We start from the raw sequence: 14,505 nt of genomic DNA, 5'->3' as shown, positions 1-14,505 counted from the left end.
GCCATAAGTGGAGCGACGTTCCGGAACGATACGGAGCGGTGTTCCGCTTTGTCAACCGTGCCGGAAGGGAGTGCGCGTGCCACCACGCAAGCGAGCCGACGCCGTCCGCAACGAGCAAACGCTGCTCGCGGCCGCAGCCGAGGTGTTCGTGAGGTCCGGCGTCGACGCGCCGATCAGGGAGATCGCGGCCGAGGCCGGCGTCGGCATGGGCACGATCTACCGCCACTTCCCCACCCGCGCGGACCTCGTGGTCGCCGTCTACCGGCACCAGGTCGAGGCGTGCGCTCTTGCGGGACCTTCGTTGCTGTCCACTTCGGACTCACCGTTCGCGGCGTTGCGCGCGTGGGTCGACATGTTCGTCGACTTCCTGGTGACCAAGCACGGACTGGCGCACGCGATGCAGTCCGACAGCGGCGGGTTCGAGGCGCTGCACGTGTACTTCATCGACCGGCTCGGGCCCGTGTGCGGTGAACTGCTGAAGGCGAGCGGGATCGAGGACGTCCAGCCGTACGAGCTGATGCGCGGGATCGGCAACCTGTGCATCGGACGCGGCGACGACCCGCGCTACGACCCGCGGCGGTTGATCGAGCTGCTGCTGAACGGGCTGACGGTCAGAAGATCTTGACCAGGCGGTCGGTCCCGTCCGCGTCCCGCACCACGAGCTCCTTGCCCTCGCGCATCTGCGCCTCGACGAACTCGTAGAGCTGCACCGCCCGGTTGACGATGTCGACCTTCTTCAGACCGGTCCGCTGCTGGAGCTTGCCCAGCGCGGCGGCCGAGTCGGCGATCAGCGCGACGTTGACGCGCTCGACGACGGCCGGCTTGCCCTGCTGAGTCTCCTTGGCGGCTCCCATGCGCCCATCCTCGCAGATCACCACACTCAAAGCCACTTTTTTGACACAAAAAATGTGTCAGAACTGTTGCTGACACACGCGGGGTGGCTATGCTGACCGCGGACCGGAGCGGCACCGCAGAGGGCATGTGGGCGAAGTTCGGGGGACTTGCCCACATGAGCGTCTGCGCGGACGGGTGTTCGAGGCGTGAACACCTCGCTCTGGTCCCCCGGCCGCCGCGTTCAAGGCGAGCGCAACGGTTCGTGCCGGGTTGTAGGGAGAACATCTGCGATGACAGGTGTTGTGACTCCGGACCTGGGCGAACCGGAGCCGTACGACGAGCCCGGCGACACGGCACAGCTGCGCATCGAGTTCGACGACAAGGCCGTGGACGTGAGCGGACCGTCGAGCCGGTTGAACGAGCTGACCGACTCGATGTCGCTGACCGTCGCCACTGTTGGTGGCACGGCCGGTCCCACGCTGGCCTTGGGAGCACTTCCCGAGGGCACACCGGTGTGGGCGACCGGGGCCGTGGTCGGCGCGCAGCTGGTGTTTCTGGCGTACGTCGTCACCACGATCTTCGTGCGCCGGCGGCGGACGCGGTCCGCCTGACGCGGAAAGCCCCCGGACTCCGCGTCCGGGGGCCTTCCCTTCGGTACCGGTGCGGGCCGGCCTCGCGCCGCCGCTTGACGGACCGCACCGGGCCGCTTCTAGTTCAGCGCCACCTTCAAAATCTTGGTGGAGCTGTTGCCCGGCGTGGAGTCCTTGTCACCGTTGGACGTCGTGACCCACAGTGAGCCGTCCGGGGCCGGTTCCGGCGTCCGCAGCCGGCCGTAGGTGCCCTGGAAGTACGCCGTGGTGCTGCCGATGCCGTCGCCGTTCATGGTCATGCGGTACAGCCGCTCGCCGCGCAGGGCCGCGAGGAACAGCACGTCGTTCACGATCGCGAGCCCCGACGGCGACGCGGCGCCGACCGGGAAGGTCTTCTTCGGCGCGATGAAGCCGGAGCACGAACCGGCGGTGCCTTCGCACTTGGGCCAGCCGTAGTTGCCGCCCTTCTGGATCAGGTTGACCTCGTCCATGTTGGAGTTGCCGAGCTCGGCCTCCCACAGGCGGTTCTTCGAGTCGAACGCGAGGCCCTGCACGTTGCGGTGGCCGTAGGACCACACGTAGCGCGCGTTGCCGCCCTCGGAGACGAACGGGTTGTCGGCCGGGGCCGAGCCGTCCGGGTTGAGGCGGAGGACCTTGCCGCCCAACGACTGCTTGTTCTGCGCGTTGTCGCCGTTCTGGCCGTCGCCGGTCGACGCGTAGAGCTTGCCGTCCGGGCCGAAGCGCAGGCGGCCGCCGTTGTGGAACTTGTTGCGCGGGATTCCGGTCAGCAGCACCTTGTAGTCGCTCAAGGTGTTGCCGTCCAACGTCATCCGCACGACGCGGTTGTCACCGGACGCGGTGTGGTAGATGTACACGAAGTGGTCGCTGCCGAACGTCGGCGACAGCTCGATGCCCAGCAGGCCGCCCTCGCCGTTGGTGCCGGAGACGTTCGGGACCTTGCCCAGCGTGGTCTTCTGGCCGGACGGCGTGATCCTGATGAGGTCCTGCGCGTCGCGGCGCGAGTAGACGGCGTCGCCGTTGGGCAGGAACGCGAGACCCCACGGGATGTCGTTGTCGGTCGCGATCTGCGTGACGGCACCGACCTGGTCGCCGCCGGACCGGGTCTTCACGGTCACCGCGTTCGAGGCCGGGCCGGCGTTGCCGACGGCGTCGAAGGCCTTGACGGTGAAGGTGTACTCGGTGTTCGCGGTGCGGCCCTCGATCGTGGCGGTGGTGCCGGTCGCGTCACCGACCTTGGTGCCGCCGGTGTAGATCTCGTAGCGGGTCACGCCGACGTTGTCGGTCGCCGGGTCCCACGCGAGCGACACGGAGTTCGCCGTCACGCCGGTGGAGCGCAGGTTCTTCGGCGCGGTCGGCGGGATCGGGTCGTCCTCGGCGGGCGGGGTCTTGAACTCCGCGGTGTTGGACGCCTGCGAGATGTTGCCGGCCGGGTCCTTCGCGTTGACGTAGAAGCCGTACGCGGTGTTCGGCTTGAGGCCGGTCATGACCGTGGTCAACGTGTTGCCCGGCACGGACTTCACGAACTGGCCGAGGTTGTAGATCTCGTACGACGCGATGCCGACGTTGTCCGTCGAGGCCTTCCAGGTGAGCTTCGCGGAGTCCGGTTTGACGTCGGACGCGACGAGGTCCGCGGGTGCGGTCGGCGGCTCGGCGTCGACGGGGCCGGTGTTGCCGAAGACCTGGAACTCCTGCAGGGAGTAGCCGTAGGACGTGCCGGTGCGGCAACGGGCCGTGCCGTACATGCGGACGTAGCGGCCCTTGCCGCTGACCGTCAGGTCCTCCACACCGCCCTTGCCCTCGGTGGTGCTGTAGATCGACGTCCAGGTCGAGTCGTTCTCCGAGGTCTCGACCCGGTACGCCTTGGCGCACGAGAGGTCCCACTGCAGCCGGACCCGGCTGATCGTCGCGGACGCGCCGAGATCGACGCGGATCCAGGCCGGATCGGTGTTCGACTTGCTGGCCCAGCGCGTGCCGGAGTTGCCGTCGAAGGCGTTCTTCGGTGCGTAGTTCGCGCCGCCGGACGCCGACTCGGTCGCCGGTTTTCCTTGGGACAGCAAGACGTCCGCAGCTGACGCCGGAGCCGCTGCGGAGACGAGCGAGGTCACCGCCACCGCGAGCGCGGTGGCCAGGATGCCGGATCGAGCGATCGGCAACCGCCGTGAACGGGGTGCCACAGGAACCTCCCACTTTCGTCGGGAATGGGTTGTGCGGCGGCATTGCGTTCGGACCGGCGGCGGGTGTACGAGTGTTACAGAAAAACCGTAAACGTTTTCGAGCGCCAGGTCCAGAGTCAGTTAGGGAGCCCCGAGATGCGCTGGACAAGGAAGTTACAGCTCGTCATCCCAGTCTTGTTGGCAAGCACAGGCCTGTTGGTGGTCACGGCGTGTGGTGCACCGGAGACACCGCAGGCGCAGAACAACGCGCCCGCCGCGGTCCCGGACAAGCCGTCGAAGCCGGTCGAGCTGAACGTCCTCGACGTGGCCGGAAACCTGCAGCTCACCCAGGGGATGATCGACGAGTTCGCGAAGTCGCACCCCGACTACGTCAGCAAGGTCAACTACACCAAGGCGACCGCGCCGGACATGCCGGGCAAGCTCAAGGCCGAGCAGAACTCCGGCACCTCCCAGACCCACCTCGTGCTCACCGGCACCGACGGCCTGTCGTCGGTCATCGAGCAGAAGCTCGTCTACGAACTGCTCCCCGGATATTCGGCGAAGCTGCCGGACCTGGAGAAGACCTACCTGCCGCCCGCGTGGGAGATGCAGAAGCTCGCGCAGGGCCAGGGCGTAGCCGTCACCTACTACCCCGCGGGCCCGCTGCTGGAGTACGACCCGGCCAAGGTGCCCACGCCGCCTTCGTCGCCCGCCGAACTGCTGGAGTGGGCCAAGGCGCATCCCGGCAAGTTCCAGTACGCGCGGCCCGCGAACTCCGGTCCCGGCAGGACGTTCCTCATGGGACTGCCCTACCTGCTGGGCGACAAGGACCCCAAGGACCCCGAGAACGGCTGGGACAAGACCTGGGCCTACCTGAAGGACCTCGGCCAGTACGTCGACAACTACCCCGGCGGCACGACCGACGTCATGAAGAACCTGGCGAACGGCACGTCGTGGATGGTCGCGTCGACCACCGGCTGGGACATCAACCCGCGTGTGCTGGGCTCGGTGCCGGAGGGCATGAAGATCGCGACGTTCAAGGGCTTCCACTGGGTCACCGACGCGCACTACGCCGTCGTGCCGAAGGGCGTGTCGCAGGACGTGCTGTCGGCGAACCTGGCGCTGATCAAGTTCATGCTGGACCCCAAGCAGCAGGCCAAGGCCTACGACAAGGGCTACTTCTACCCCGGTCCCGCGGTCAAGGACGTGACGCTGCAGATGGCGCCGCAGGAGTCGCAGGACGCGATCGCGAAGTTCGGCCGCGCCGAGTACGACAAGCTCATCACCGACAACCCCAAGGAGACCTCGCTGCCGGCCGCGCAGCAGGTGAAGGCGTTCCAGCGGTGGGACCGAGAGATCGGTAAGAAGTAGTGACGGGACAACGATTTGCCGAGCTGCACCTGGACCACGTGCAGCGCGCGTTCGGCGACACCGTTGCCCTCAAGGGCATGGACCTGACGATCAAGGGCGGCGAGTTCGTCGCCCTGCTCGGGCCGTCCGGCTGCGGCAAGTCGACGGCGCTCAACTGCCTGGCCGGACTGCTGCCGCTCACCGGCGGGCGGATCATGCTGGACGGCAAGCGCATCGACGACCTCCCGCCGGAGAAGCGCGGGTTCGGGATGGTGTTCCAGAACTACGCGCTGTTCCCGCACATGTCCGTGCGGCGCAACATCGGGTTCGGCCTGTCCATGCGCAAGACGCCCAAGGCCGAGCTGAACCGGCGGGTGGACGAGGCGGTGCGGCTCGTCCAGCTCGAAGAGCACCAGCACAAGTTCCCCGCTCAGCTCTCCGGCGGCCAGCAGCAACGCGTGGCGATCGCGCGCGCGGTCGTGCTCGAACCACCGCTGGTGCTGATGGACGAGCCGCTGTCCAACCTGGACGCCGCGCTGCGGCTGGAGATGCGCACGGAGATCCGCCGGCTGCACCAGTCGCTGGGCCTCACGACCGTGTACGTGACGCACGATCAGGAGGAGGCGCTGGCGCTGGCCGACCGTCTCGTGGTGCTGCGGCTGGGCGAGGTGCAGCAGGTCGGCTCACCCGAGGCGGTCTACGCGCACCCCGTCAACCGGTACGTGGCGGGGTTCATGGGCTACCGCAACATGATCGGGGTGACCGTGACCTCGCAGGGCGGCGAGCGGGCCACGGTCCGGACCGCCGACGGCATCGAACTCGTTGGCGTCAAAAGGGAGGAGCTCACCGAGAAGGCCGTGGCGGCCGTTCGTCCCGAGGACTTCGCGGTGGTCTCGGAGGCCGGGCAGAACACGCTGGAGGCGACGGTCGAGATCGTCGAGTACCACGGCCGCGAGCAGGCGGTCGAGGCACGGCTGCGGGACGGCTCGCAGCTGCACGTCCGCACCACCTCACGACTGGCCCCCGGCGACACCATCAGGCTGAAGGTGCCAACTGAGCGCGTGCTGGTGTTCGCATGACGGCCGCGGTCGTGGAGCGGGCGTCGCTCAAGCACCGGCTGGCCGAGAAGGGCGTCGACCGAGTCCTGTGGTTGCTGGTGCCGGGCGCGGTGTTCGTGGTGCTGCTGTTCGTCTACCCGTTCCTGTACGGGCTGCAGCTGTCGTTCCAGCCCAAGGGCGGCGGCAGCCCGTTGCAGAACTACGTCACGTTCTTCTCCGACGACTACCTGGCCGAGACGATCTGGATCACGCTGCGGCTCGGGCTGCCCGCGGCGCTGTTCAACGTGCTCGCGTCCATCCCGATCGCGTTCCGGATGCGCGGCCGGTTCCGCGGCAAGAGGGCGCTCACCACGGTGCTGGTCATCCCGATCACGCTCGGCACCGTGCTGACCGCGGAAGGACTCCTCGCGTTCTTCGGCCCGACGGGGTGGTTCAACCGCGTCCTGCTGGCGCTGGGCGCGGACGAACCGGCCAAGCTCACCCACAACTACTGGGGCGTGCTGTTCAGCCTGATCATCACCGGCTTCCCGTTCGCGTTCCTGCTGACGCTGTCGTACCTCTCCGGCATCGACCCGACGCTGGAGCACGCGGCGGCGACGCTGGGCGCGTCGAGGCGGCAGCGGTTCCGGACGATCACCATGCCGCTGCTGGCACCGGGCCTCGCGGTCACGTTCTGCCTGAGCTTCGTGCTCGCGTTCTCCGTGTTCCCGTCCGCGGTCATGGTCGGCAACCCGGCCGGTGAGACGCACGTGATGTCGATCGCCGCGTACGAGACCGCGTTGCGGGACAACGACTTCGCGATGGGCTCGGCGATCGCGATGCTGATGGCGCTGGTGATGCTGATCGTGATCGGCGTGGTGCTGATCTGGCGCACGTCGCTCTACCGCGGTGCGACGGGAGGCAAGGGTTGACTTCCTCACCCGATGAGAACCGGGGACTCCCGCAGCTCGCGCCGCAGGGCTTTCTGCTTGCGAGACAAGGATCGCTGTGCCCTCACGAGAGCACGCCGGTCTCGCGATGCGTGCCGGGGGTTGGACACTTTCTCCCCGGTCGAGAGGACGAGCAGGTGATCGAGACCAACATCGATCCCCACGGCTGCGTCAGTGACAGGCAGCTGTACCACACCGGGATCCTCGCAGAGCAGGGACACGAACCAGCGCCCAGCCGAGTCCTGCGACACAGTCACAGAAGACGGTCTGGCTCCCTCCGGCAGCGACCTGGACCAACGGACGTCCAATGGCTCGGCCATCTTCGCCAGCGTCAGAACGCCTTCGTGCCAACGAAACGCCGAGCGGGTGTACTCCGCCGAGGCGCGCGACCTCTTCTTCGACTTGAAACGCGGACAACGGGACCGCTTTGCCCAGAAGTTGGAGAACGCCGTCTGCAGATGTCCGAGCGCTTGCTGCAGCGGTACCGAGGAAACTTCTCCGAGGAACGCGAGCTCGTCGGTCCGCTTCCACGCCGTCAACATTGCCGAGGTGGCGACGTAGCCCACCCGCTCCCGGCGGAGCGTCCACGCCTCCGTTCGTTCCTGCAAGGCCAAGTTGTAGACCTTGCGAACGCATCCGAAGGTGCGCGACAACTCGGCAGCCTGCGCCTCGGTCGGATAGAAGCGGTACTTGAACGCCCGCTTCACGTGCCCGCTCACCGTTCACAAGCTGGCAAGCGCGCTGGTGAGCAGATCGTCGCGGGTAGCAAGATCTCCTCGGAGGGCTTCAAATGAACCACCTGAAAGCACGTCCGGTCGTGTGGCTGACCTGGGGCGCTCTCGCCTTCTTCATGCTCAACCTCATCGGCGTCGTCGGCGCGGTGGTCACGAACTCGTTCGCCGAGTCCTGGTTCGGCACCTGGCTGCCGAGCGGCTACACGGGCAAGTGGTACGGCGAGGCGTGGCGCGACTACCGGCTGCTGGACGTGCTGGCGGTGACGTTCCAGGTCGCGATCGCGGTCGTCGCCGTCTCCGTCCTCATCGGAGTCCCGACGGCCTACGCGCTGGCGCGGCGCGACTTCCCCGGCAAGAAGCTGCTCAACGTGCTGTTCCTGCTGCCGATCCTGATGCCGCCGATGACGTACGGCATCCCGCTCGCGACGGTGCTGTACAAGTTCCACCTGGCGGGCAGCATGGCCGGGGTGATCGCGGCGAACCTCGTGCCCGCCGTGCCGTTCGTGGTGCTGACGATGACGCCGTTCATCGAGCAGATCGACACGAAGATCGAGTCGGCGGCGCGGATGTGCGGGGCGAACACGTTCGCGATCTTCACCCGCGTGCTGGCGCCGTTGCTGGTGCCGGGCGTCCTGGCGGCGTCGATCCTCGTTCTGGTGCGAACGGTGGGCATGTTCGAGCTGACGTTCCTCACGGCGGGGCCGACGAGCCAGACACTCGTCGTTTCGCTGTACGAGGCCATGTCGTCGGCGGGCATCAGACCACAACAGATGGTCGACTCGATGGCGGTGATCTACACGGGATCGATGCTCGTCCTGCTCGTGGTGGCGCTGCGGTTCGTGAACCCGACCCAGCTCGTTACCCGACTCAAAGAACCGTCCTGACGCCTGACCCGTCATGATTGTTTCAACCGGCAGTTGAGGGTGAGGTACAAGTGGCAGTCACCATCCGCGACGTGGCACGCAGAGCGCACGTATCGGTCGCCACCGTTTCGCGTGCGCTGACATCGCCCGAACTGGTCCGTCCGGAGACCAGATCACGGGTGCTGGCTGCCGCCTCCGACCTCGGCTACCAGCCCAACCGGGCGGCTCGGGGGCTGATCACCGGCAAGACCGGCAACATCGGCATCGTCGTGCCCGACCTCGACAACCCGTTCTTCACGGGCGTGCTCAAGGCCGTGCAGGCGCGGGCGATGCAGGCCGACTACGCGGTGTTCGTGGCGGACAGCGACGAGGACCCGGTCACCGAGGCGAAGCTCGTGCACGCGATGGCCAAGCAGGTCGACGGCGTCGTGCTGTGCGCGCCCGGCCTGGAGGACTCGCAGATCTACGAGGTGGCGGGCGCGACGTCGCTGGTGCTGCTGAACCGGCGGCTGCCGGGCGTGCCCGCCGCGTTGATGGACTCGGCGGGTGGCATGCACGCCGTCATCGACCACCTCGTCGCGTTGGGACACCGGCGGATCGCCTACCTGAACGGGCCGCGCACGTCGTGGTCCAACCAGGAGCGTCGGCGCGGGCTCATGTCGGCCGTCACGCAGCACGGCGTGGACCTGGTGGACCTCGGACCGTTCGCGCCGCGCTACGAAGGCGGTCTGCAGGCCGCTGATCTGGCCGTGGCGGCCGATACGACCGCGATCGTGGCCTACAACGACATCATGGCGCTGGGCGTGCTGGCGCGGCTGCGGGACCGCGGGATCTCGGTGCCCGGTGACGTGTCGGTGACCGGGTTCGACGACCTGACCTACGCGGCGCTGTGCTCGCCCGCGCTGACCACGGTGGCGATGCCGGTGGCGCAGGCGGGACGGACCGCGGTGAACATGCTGCTCGACTGGCTGGACTCGGACAACACGGAAGTTCCGCAGATCGTGGCCGAAACCCAGCTCATCGTGCGCGGCACGACCACGCCGCCGCGCAAGTGACGAAGGGCGCCTTCACTGAGATGCAAGGCGGCCCCGGCAAGGGCGTCTGGGGGGAGTACGCCGTGAGCCGGGGCCGCGAAGCGGCTGGGCCCGAGGGGGGAGGGGGCCTGGCGCCGCTTGGTGTCCCACTCTGCCCTGAGTGGAAGGAATCCGCCAGGGTGGATGTACCTGTTTTTGGATTTCTCGTACGTACGGGTTACTCGTAGAGCCCTTCGTACAACGCAGAGTGAAGGCGGTGCACCACGTTCCGCTTGACCTTCAACGTGGGGGTGAGCTCGCCCTCCTCCTGGGACAGATCCCGGCTGAGCAGCACGAACTTCTTGACCTGGGAGACACTGGCGAAGTGCGAGTTCGCCTCGTCAACAACTCCCTGGACGAGCGCTCGCACTTCTGGGTGACCCACCAAAGATTCGAGGTCGGACGGCAAACCACGCTCCGCCGCCCACGGCACGATCTCGTCGGCGTCCAGTGTGAGCAGGGCCACACAGTAGGGCTTCCGGTCTCCGAAGAGGACCGCGTGCGAGATCCAGCGCGACTGGCGCAGGACGTTCTCCACGTTGGCCGGCGCGATGTTCTTGCCACCGGCGGTGATGATGATGTCCTTCTTGCGCCCCGTGATCGTCACGAAACCGTCCGCGTCGATCTCGCCGAGGTCACCGGTGTGCAGCCAGCCGTCCTGAATCGTGGCAGCGGTCGCCTCGTCGTTGCGCCAGTAGCCCGCGAAGACGTGCGGGCCGCGCATCAGCAGCTCGCCGTCCTCCGCGACGGACATCTCCAGGCCCGCAACGCCCGACGCGCCAACGGAACCGAGCTTGAAACGTTCCAACGAGTTGATCGTGCCGACCGCGGTGGACTCGGTCATGCCGTAGCCCTCCAGCACCGGCACGCCGGCCGCGTGGAAGAACTGCAGCACCTCGCGGGAGATCGGCGCGGCACCGGACAGCGCCTGCACGAGCCGTCCGCCGAAGACCGCGCGCACCTTGGCGAACAACGCCTCGGCCTGGTCGAACGCCGCGGCCATCTCCGCGGGCACGGGCTCGCCCGCGGCACGGCGGCGCCGCACCTCCAGACCGAGCGCGACCACCTGACCCAGCTGCTCCGGTGGCACCGACGCCGTGACGGACGTGTAGATCTTCTCGAAGATCCGCGGCACCGAGGGCAGGAAGGTCGGGCGGACCTCGGCCAGCTCCGGCACGATCGCCGTCAGGTCACCGCCGTAGTAGGCCAACGCGCCACCGCGGTACATCGTCCCGAACATGACGATCTGCGCGAAGACGTGCGCCAGCGGCAGGAACAGGTAGACCGTGCCGGTCATCGCGTCGATGCGGGCCTCCTCCGCGACCCGGCACAGCGCGACCCAGTTCGCGTTGGATAGGACGCATCCCTTGGGCGGACCGGTGGTGCCCGAGGTGTAGATGATCAGGCTCGGGTCCTCCGGCCTGATCGCCGCGCGACGAGCGTCCAGTTCGGCCGCCAGCGGCGACGTGCGGCCGGTGTCGGACAGCTCCGCCACGCTCGGGCGGTCGCCGGCCGGGTCGATGGTGAACACCGTTCGCAGTTCGGGGAGTTCGCCGCGCACGACGTCGACCTTCACGCACTGGGCTTCGTTCTCGGCCACCACGAACGACGCGCCGGAGTCACCGGCCACCCAGGCGATCTCCTCCGCGGTGCTCGACGGGTAGATCGGCACCACGATGCCGCCCGCCGCCAGCACGGCGAGCTCGATCAGTGTCCACTCAGGACGGGTGTTCGCCAGCACGCAGACCCGCTCACCCGCCTTCAGTCCGGCGTGGACGAACCCGGACGCCAGGTCCAGCACCAGCTCCGAGACCTCGGCGTAGGTCCGCTCCCGCCACTCGCCGTGCTGCTTGAACCGCCACGCCACCCGGTCGCCGTGGGCCTGCTCCGCGAGGAACGGCAGGTCGGCTATCCGGCGGACGGTCTGCACCGCGGTCGGGCTGGTGACTCCGGCGGTCATGGCGGCTCCTAAGGACGTCGGTGTGCTCAGGCGGGCACGATCTGCACGCGGGTGCCGTTCAGCACGGCGGTGCCCGAGAGCGGATCGATGCGGAGGTCGTCGGTGAGAAGGTTGACGTTCACGCCGGCGTGCTCGCTGGCCACGGTGAGCCGCGTGCCAGGTAGGTCGTGACCCCAGCCGTGCGGCATCGACACGACACCGGGCGCGATGTCGCCGGTGACCTCGACCAGCACCTCGACCTTGCCGACGCGCGAGGTGACCTGCGCGGTCTTGCCGTCCTCGATGCCGAGGCGTGCCGCGTCACCGGGGTTGACGAGCAACGTGCACAACGGCTTGCCCTTCACCAGCGAGGGCACGTTGTGCATCCAGGAGTTGTTGGTGCGCAGGTGCCTGCGGCCGACCAGCACCAGGTCGGTCTCCGGTGTCTCCAGGGCGGCGAGCACGCGCGGCAGGTCGGCCATGATCGGCTCGGGCGTCAGCTCGACGCGGCCCGACGTGGTGCGGAGGATCTCCGGCAGGCGCGGGGTGAGGGGGCCGAGGTCGATGCCGTGCGGGTGGTCCAGCAACTGTCGCAACGAGACACCGTACGGACCCGTGCGGAGTTTGAGGTCCAGCAACCGTTCCTCGCGCGTCTCGCCCTCCGGCTCGAAGTCGGCACCGAGCTGCTGCTTCAGTCCCGCGAGCTGCATCGCGGCGACGGCGTCCAGATCGGCCGACGGACCGAGGCCGCTGAAGATCGTGGCGAGCCGGAAGAAGATGTCCGTCTCGTCGACCCTGCCCTCCTCCAGCGGAATCGCCGCGCGCGAGTACTTCACGACGTTGCGCACGGAGTTGTGGAGGAACGCGATGTCGTAGTGGTCGCGACGGGACGGTGGCGGCGTCGGCAGGATGACGTCGGCGTGCCGGGTGGTCTCGTTGAGGTAGGGATCGACGCTGACCATGAAGTCCAGACCGGCCAGTGCGTCGTTCACGCGGGCGGAGTTCGGCAACGACAGCGCGGGGTTGCCGCCGATCGTGAACAGCGCCCGCACCTGGCCCTCGCCGGGCGTCTCGATCTCGTCGGCCAGCGTGACGGCCGGGTACTCCCCCATCACCTCGGGATGCCCCTTGACCCGGCTGTGCCAGCGGCCGACGCCGAACCCCTTGCCGCGGCCGGGTCCGCGCTTGCTGTGCGCGGGCAACGGCCACATCACGCCACCGGGCCGGTCGAGGTTGCCGGTGAGGACGTTCAGCGTGTCGACCGCCCACGACGCGACCGTGCCGAACTCGACCGTCGTCGTGCCGATGCGGCCGTACACCGCGGCACGTTCCGCGCCGGCGAGCTCCCGTGCCAGCGCGCGGATCGTGGCGGCGTCAACGCCCGTGCGTTCCTCCACGGCCTCCGGGCTGAACGGCATGACGCGCTCGCGGACCACCGTGTGGTCGGTGACGTGCCCGGCGAGCTCGCGCAGGTTCACGAGGTCCTGCCGGAACAACTCGTGGATCAACGCCAGCAGCAGGAACACGTCCGTGCCAGGCCTGATCACGACGTGCTGGTCGGCGGCCTGCGCGGTGCGGCTGCGGCGCGGGTCGACGACGACGAACCTCCCGCCGCGCTTTTGCAGCTCCTTGAACCGGCCGGGCGCGTCCGGAACGGTCCACAGGCTGCCGTTGGACGAGAACGGGTCGGCGCCGAGCACCAGCATGAAGTCGGTGCGGTCGATGTCGGGCACCGGGATCGAGAAGATGCTGCCGTACATGTAGCCGCACTGGACGTGTTTGGGCATCTGGTCGACCGTGCTGGCGGTGAAGACGTTGCGGCTGCCCAGCGCCTTGCGCAGCGGGCCCGCGTAGAGGCCGCCGGCGAGCGAGTGGACGACCGGGTTGCCCAGGTAGAGCGCGACCGAGTCGCGATCGGGGAAGTCCTTCAGCCGTTCGTCGACGTACCGGAAGGCCTCGTCCCAGGTGGCCTCGCGGAACTCGCCGTCGCGCTTGATCAACGGGGTGCGCAGGCGGTCCGGATCGGCGTCGAGCGTGCCGAGCGAGGCGCCCTTGGGGCAGATGAAGCCCTTGCTGAAGTCGTCCGCGCGGTCACCGCGCACCTTCGTGATGCGGTCGCCCTCGACCGTCAGCTCCAGCCCGCACGTCGCCTCGCAGAGCGGGCAGGTCGTGAACACGGTCCTCATGCGTCCCCTTACACCGGCTTGTTACCAACGAGTACTAGTCCTCCGCCATGGGACGCAATCGCCCGGCCGAGGTCAACCCGAACAGCTCACTGACCGCCCTCGCGATCATGTCGGGCCGTTGCAGCGTGTGCTCGAAGCGGAACCCGATGACCGCGCGCGACCCGCCCAGCAGCCCGGTCAGCGTGACGGATTCGTCCTGGTCAGCGCCGTAGCAGACGATCCGGCCGAACGGCGCCAGCGTGTCCAGCGAGGCGGTGAGGGTGCCGCCGGGGTCGAGCACCACGTCGACCTGCCTGCCCTCGTTCGCCGCAACGACGCGCTCGGCCAACCGGTCGAGCCCGGACTCCACGGCGACGTCCGCGCCGAGCTTCACGGCCCTGCGGCGGCGCGCCTGGCTGGAGTCGGTCGCGATCACCCGACCGGCGGCGAAGCTGCGGGCCAGCTGGACGGCGATGACGCCGACCTCGCTCCCCGCGTCGTGCACGACGATCGACTCGTCCGGCCGCAGATGCGCGCACGTGCGCAGGAGGTGCCACGCCGTGGTGCCCGCCCTGGCGAGGGTCAACGCCTGGGCGTCCGTGACACCCGCGGAGATCGGGAGGCGCAGGCGACCGGCGACCACGACGACGCGCCGCCCGCCGTCCTCGACCACTACCTCGTCGACCGCCTCCGCTGTGCGCATGTCGCCATCTCACGTTCTCGTGACCACCGGCTGTAGTGCGGCTTCCACGACAACTAAGCGGCCTACGGGGTGAGTCCGACCGGGTACGCCGAG

At 68.3% G+C, this 14,505-nt stretch carries 13 protein-coding genes; 7 read left to right on the top strand and 6 right to left on the bottom strand.

The window, feature by feature from the left end; genetic code table 11:
• Positions 1-76 precede the first annotated feature (76 nt).
• Positions 77-625, top strand: a complete 549-nt coding sequence (locus tag ACWEIJ_RS38995; protein ID WP_449842305.1) for a TetR/AcrR family transcriptional regulator — start codon at positions 77-79, stop codon at positions 623-625.
• Here the strand turns inward: ACWEIJ_RS38995 and ACWEIJ_RS38990 are convergent.
• Positions 612-854: a hypothetical protein gene (locus ACWEIJ_RS38990; protein ID WP_449842304.1), complete on the bottom strand. Its 243-nt coding sequence runs from the start codon at positions 852-854 to the stop codon at positions 612-614. The two genes, ACWEIJ_RS38995 and ACWEIJ_RS38990, sit on opposite strands and share 14 nt — an antisense overlap.
• 270 nt (positions 855-1,124) lie before the next feature.
• Here ACWEIJ_RS38990 and ACWEIJ_RS38985 point away from each other — a divergent pair, with 270 nt between their 5' ends.
• Entirely contained in the window at positions 1,125-1,445 is a 321-nt protein-coding gene (locus tag ACWEIJ_RS38985; RefSeq protein ID WP_449842303.1) for a hypothetical protein, read from the top strand.
• Between the two features lie 98 nt (positions 1,446-1,543).
• Here ACWEIJ_RS38985 and ACWEIJ_RS38980 read toward each other — a convergent pair whose 3' ends face one another.
• Positions 1,544-3,619, bottom strand: a complete 2,076-nt coding sequence (locus ACWEIJ_RS38980; RefSeq protein ID WP_449842302.1) for a PQQ-dependent sugar dehydrogenase — start codon at positions 3,617-3,619, stop codon at positions 1,544-1,546.
• 174 nt (positions 3,620-3,793) lie between these two features.
• Between ACWEIJ_RS38980 and ACWEIJ_RS38975 the strand changes: the two genes are divergently transcribed.
• The 3 genes from ACWEIJ_RS38975 to ACWEIJ_RS38965 are packed head-to-tail and all read left to right on the top strand — an operon-like array spanning position 3,794 to position 6,917.
• Positions 3,794-4,969 (top strand): extracellular solute-binding protein, encoded by a 1,176-nt coding sequence (locus ACWEIJ_RS38975; protein ID WP_449842301.1) that lies wholly within the window; start codon positions 3,794-3,796, stop codon positions 4,967-4,969.
• Positions 4,969-6,027: an ABC transporter ATP-binding protein gene (locus tag ACWEIJ_RS38970; protein ID WP_449842300.1), complete on the top strand. Its 1,059-nt coding sequence runs from the start codon at positions 4,969-4,971 to the stop codon at positions 6,025-6,027. The genes ACWEIJ_RS38975 and ACWEIJ_RS38970 overlap by 1 nt, the downstream gene beginning before the upstream one ends.
• Positions 6,024-6,917, top strand: a complete 894-nt coding sequence (locus tag ACWEIJ_RS38965) for an ABC transporter permease (RefSeq protein WP_449842299.1) — start codon at positions 6,024-6,026, stop codon at positions 6,915-6,917. Before ACWEIJ_RS38970 ends, ACWEIJ_RS38965 begins: the two co-directional genes overlap by 4 nt.
• 5 nt (positions 6,918-6,922) lie before the next feature.
• Here the strand turns inward: ACWEIJ_RS38965 and ACWEIJ_RS38960 are convergent, their stop codons facing one another.
• Entirely contained in the window at positions 6,923-7,654 is a 732-nt protein-coding gene (locus ACWEIJ_RS38960; RefSeq protein ID WP_449842298.1) for an RNA-guided endonuclease InsQ/TnpB family protein, read from the bottom strand.
• Positions 7,655-7,725: 71 nt separating this feature from the next.
• Between ACWEIJ_RS38960 and ACWEIJ_RS38955 the strand changes: the two genes are divergently transcribed.
• Both ACWEIJ_RS38955 and ACWEIJ_RS38950 read left to right on the top strand, forming a co-directional pair.
• On the top strand, positions 7,726-8,553 hold the full coding sequence (locus ACWEIJ_RS38955) for an ABC transporter permease (RefSeq protein ID WP_449842297.1): 828 nt from the start codon (positions 7,726-7,728) through the stop codon (positions 8,551-8,553).
• Between the two features lie 50 nt (positions 8,554-8,603).
• Positions 8,604-9,587: a LacI family DNA-binding transcriptional regulator gene (locus tag ACWEIJ_RS38950; RefSeq protein WP_449842296.1), complete on the top strand. Its 984-nt coding sequence runs from the start codon at positions 8,604-8,606 to the stop codon at positions 9,585-9,587.
• Between the two features lie 196 nt (positions 9,588-9,783).
• On the opposite strand, the gene ACWEIJ_RS38945 is transcribed toward ACWEIJ_RS38950, so the two are convergent.
• Genes ACWEIJ_RS38945 through ACWEIJ_RS38935 form a run of 3 tightly spaced genes read right to left on the bottom strand, consistent with a single transcriptional unit; the run spans position 9,784 to position 14,412 of the window.
• Positions 9,784-11,565, bottom strand: a complete 1,782-nt coding sequence (locus ACWEIJ_RS38945) for an AMP-dependent synthetase/ligase (protein WP_449842295.1) — start codon at positions 11,563-11,565, stop codon at positions 9,784-9,786.
• A gap of 26 nt (positions 11,566-11,591) precedes the next feature.
• A complete protein-coding gene (locus ACWEIJ_RS38940; RefSeq protein ID WP_449842294.1) occupies positions 11,592-13,730 on the bottom strand; it encodes a molybdopterin oxidoreductase family protein in 2,139 nt (712 codons plus the stop codon).
• A gap of 34 nt (positions 13,731-13,764) precedes the next feature.
• Complete coding sequence (locus ACWEIJ_RS38935) at positions 13,765-14,412, bottom strand: zinc-binding dehydrogenase (RefSeq protein ID WP_449842293.1); 648 nt, start codon at positions 14,410-14,412, stop codon at positions 13,765-13,767.
• Positions 14,413-14,505 lie beyond the last annotated feature (93 nt).

It is taken from the genome of Lentzea sp. NPDC004789 (assembly GCF_053601075.1).
The sequence above is the reverse complement of the archived record's forward strand: the minus strand, read 5'-3'. Positions and strand labels throughout refer to the sequence as shown.

What these genes read in the sequence shown, in the direction of transcription:
- ACWEIJ_RS38940 (WP_449842294.1), bottom strand. Translation starts at nt 13,730, where the DNA reads ATGAGGACCGTGTTCACGACCTGCCCGCTCTGCGAGGCGACGTGCGGG.
- ACWEIJ_RS38955 (WP_449842297.1), top strand. Translation starts at nt 7,726, where the DNA reads ATGAACCACCTGAAAGCACGTCCGGTCGTGTGGCTGACCTGGGGCGCT.
- ACWEIJ_RS38945 (WP_449842295.1), bottom strand. Translation starts at nt 11,565, where the DNA reads ATGACCGCCGGAGTCACCAGCCCGACCGCGGTGCAGACCGTCCGCCGG.
- ACWEIJ_RS38935 (WP_449842293.1), bottom strand. Translation starts at nt 14,412, where the DNA reads ATGCGCACAGCGGAGGCGGTCGACGAGGTAGTGGTCGAGGACGGCGGG.
- ACWEIJ_RS38985 (WP_449842303.1), top strand. Translation starts at nt 1,125, where the DNA reads ATGACAGGTGTTGTGACTCCGGACCTGGGCGAACCGGAGCCGTACGAC.
- ACWEIJ_RS38990 (WP_449842304.1), bottom strand. Translation starts at nt 854, where the DNA reads ATGGGAGCCGCCAAGGAGACTCAGCAGGGCAAGCCGGCCGTCGTCGAG.
- ACWEIJ_RS38965 (WP_449842299.1), top strand. Translation starts at nt 6,024, where the DNA reads ATGACGGCCGCGGTCGTGGAGCGGGCGTCGCTCAAGCACCGGCTGGCC.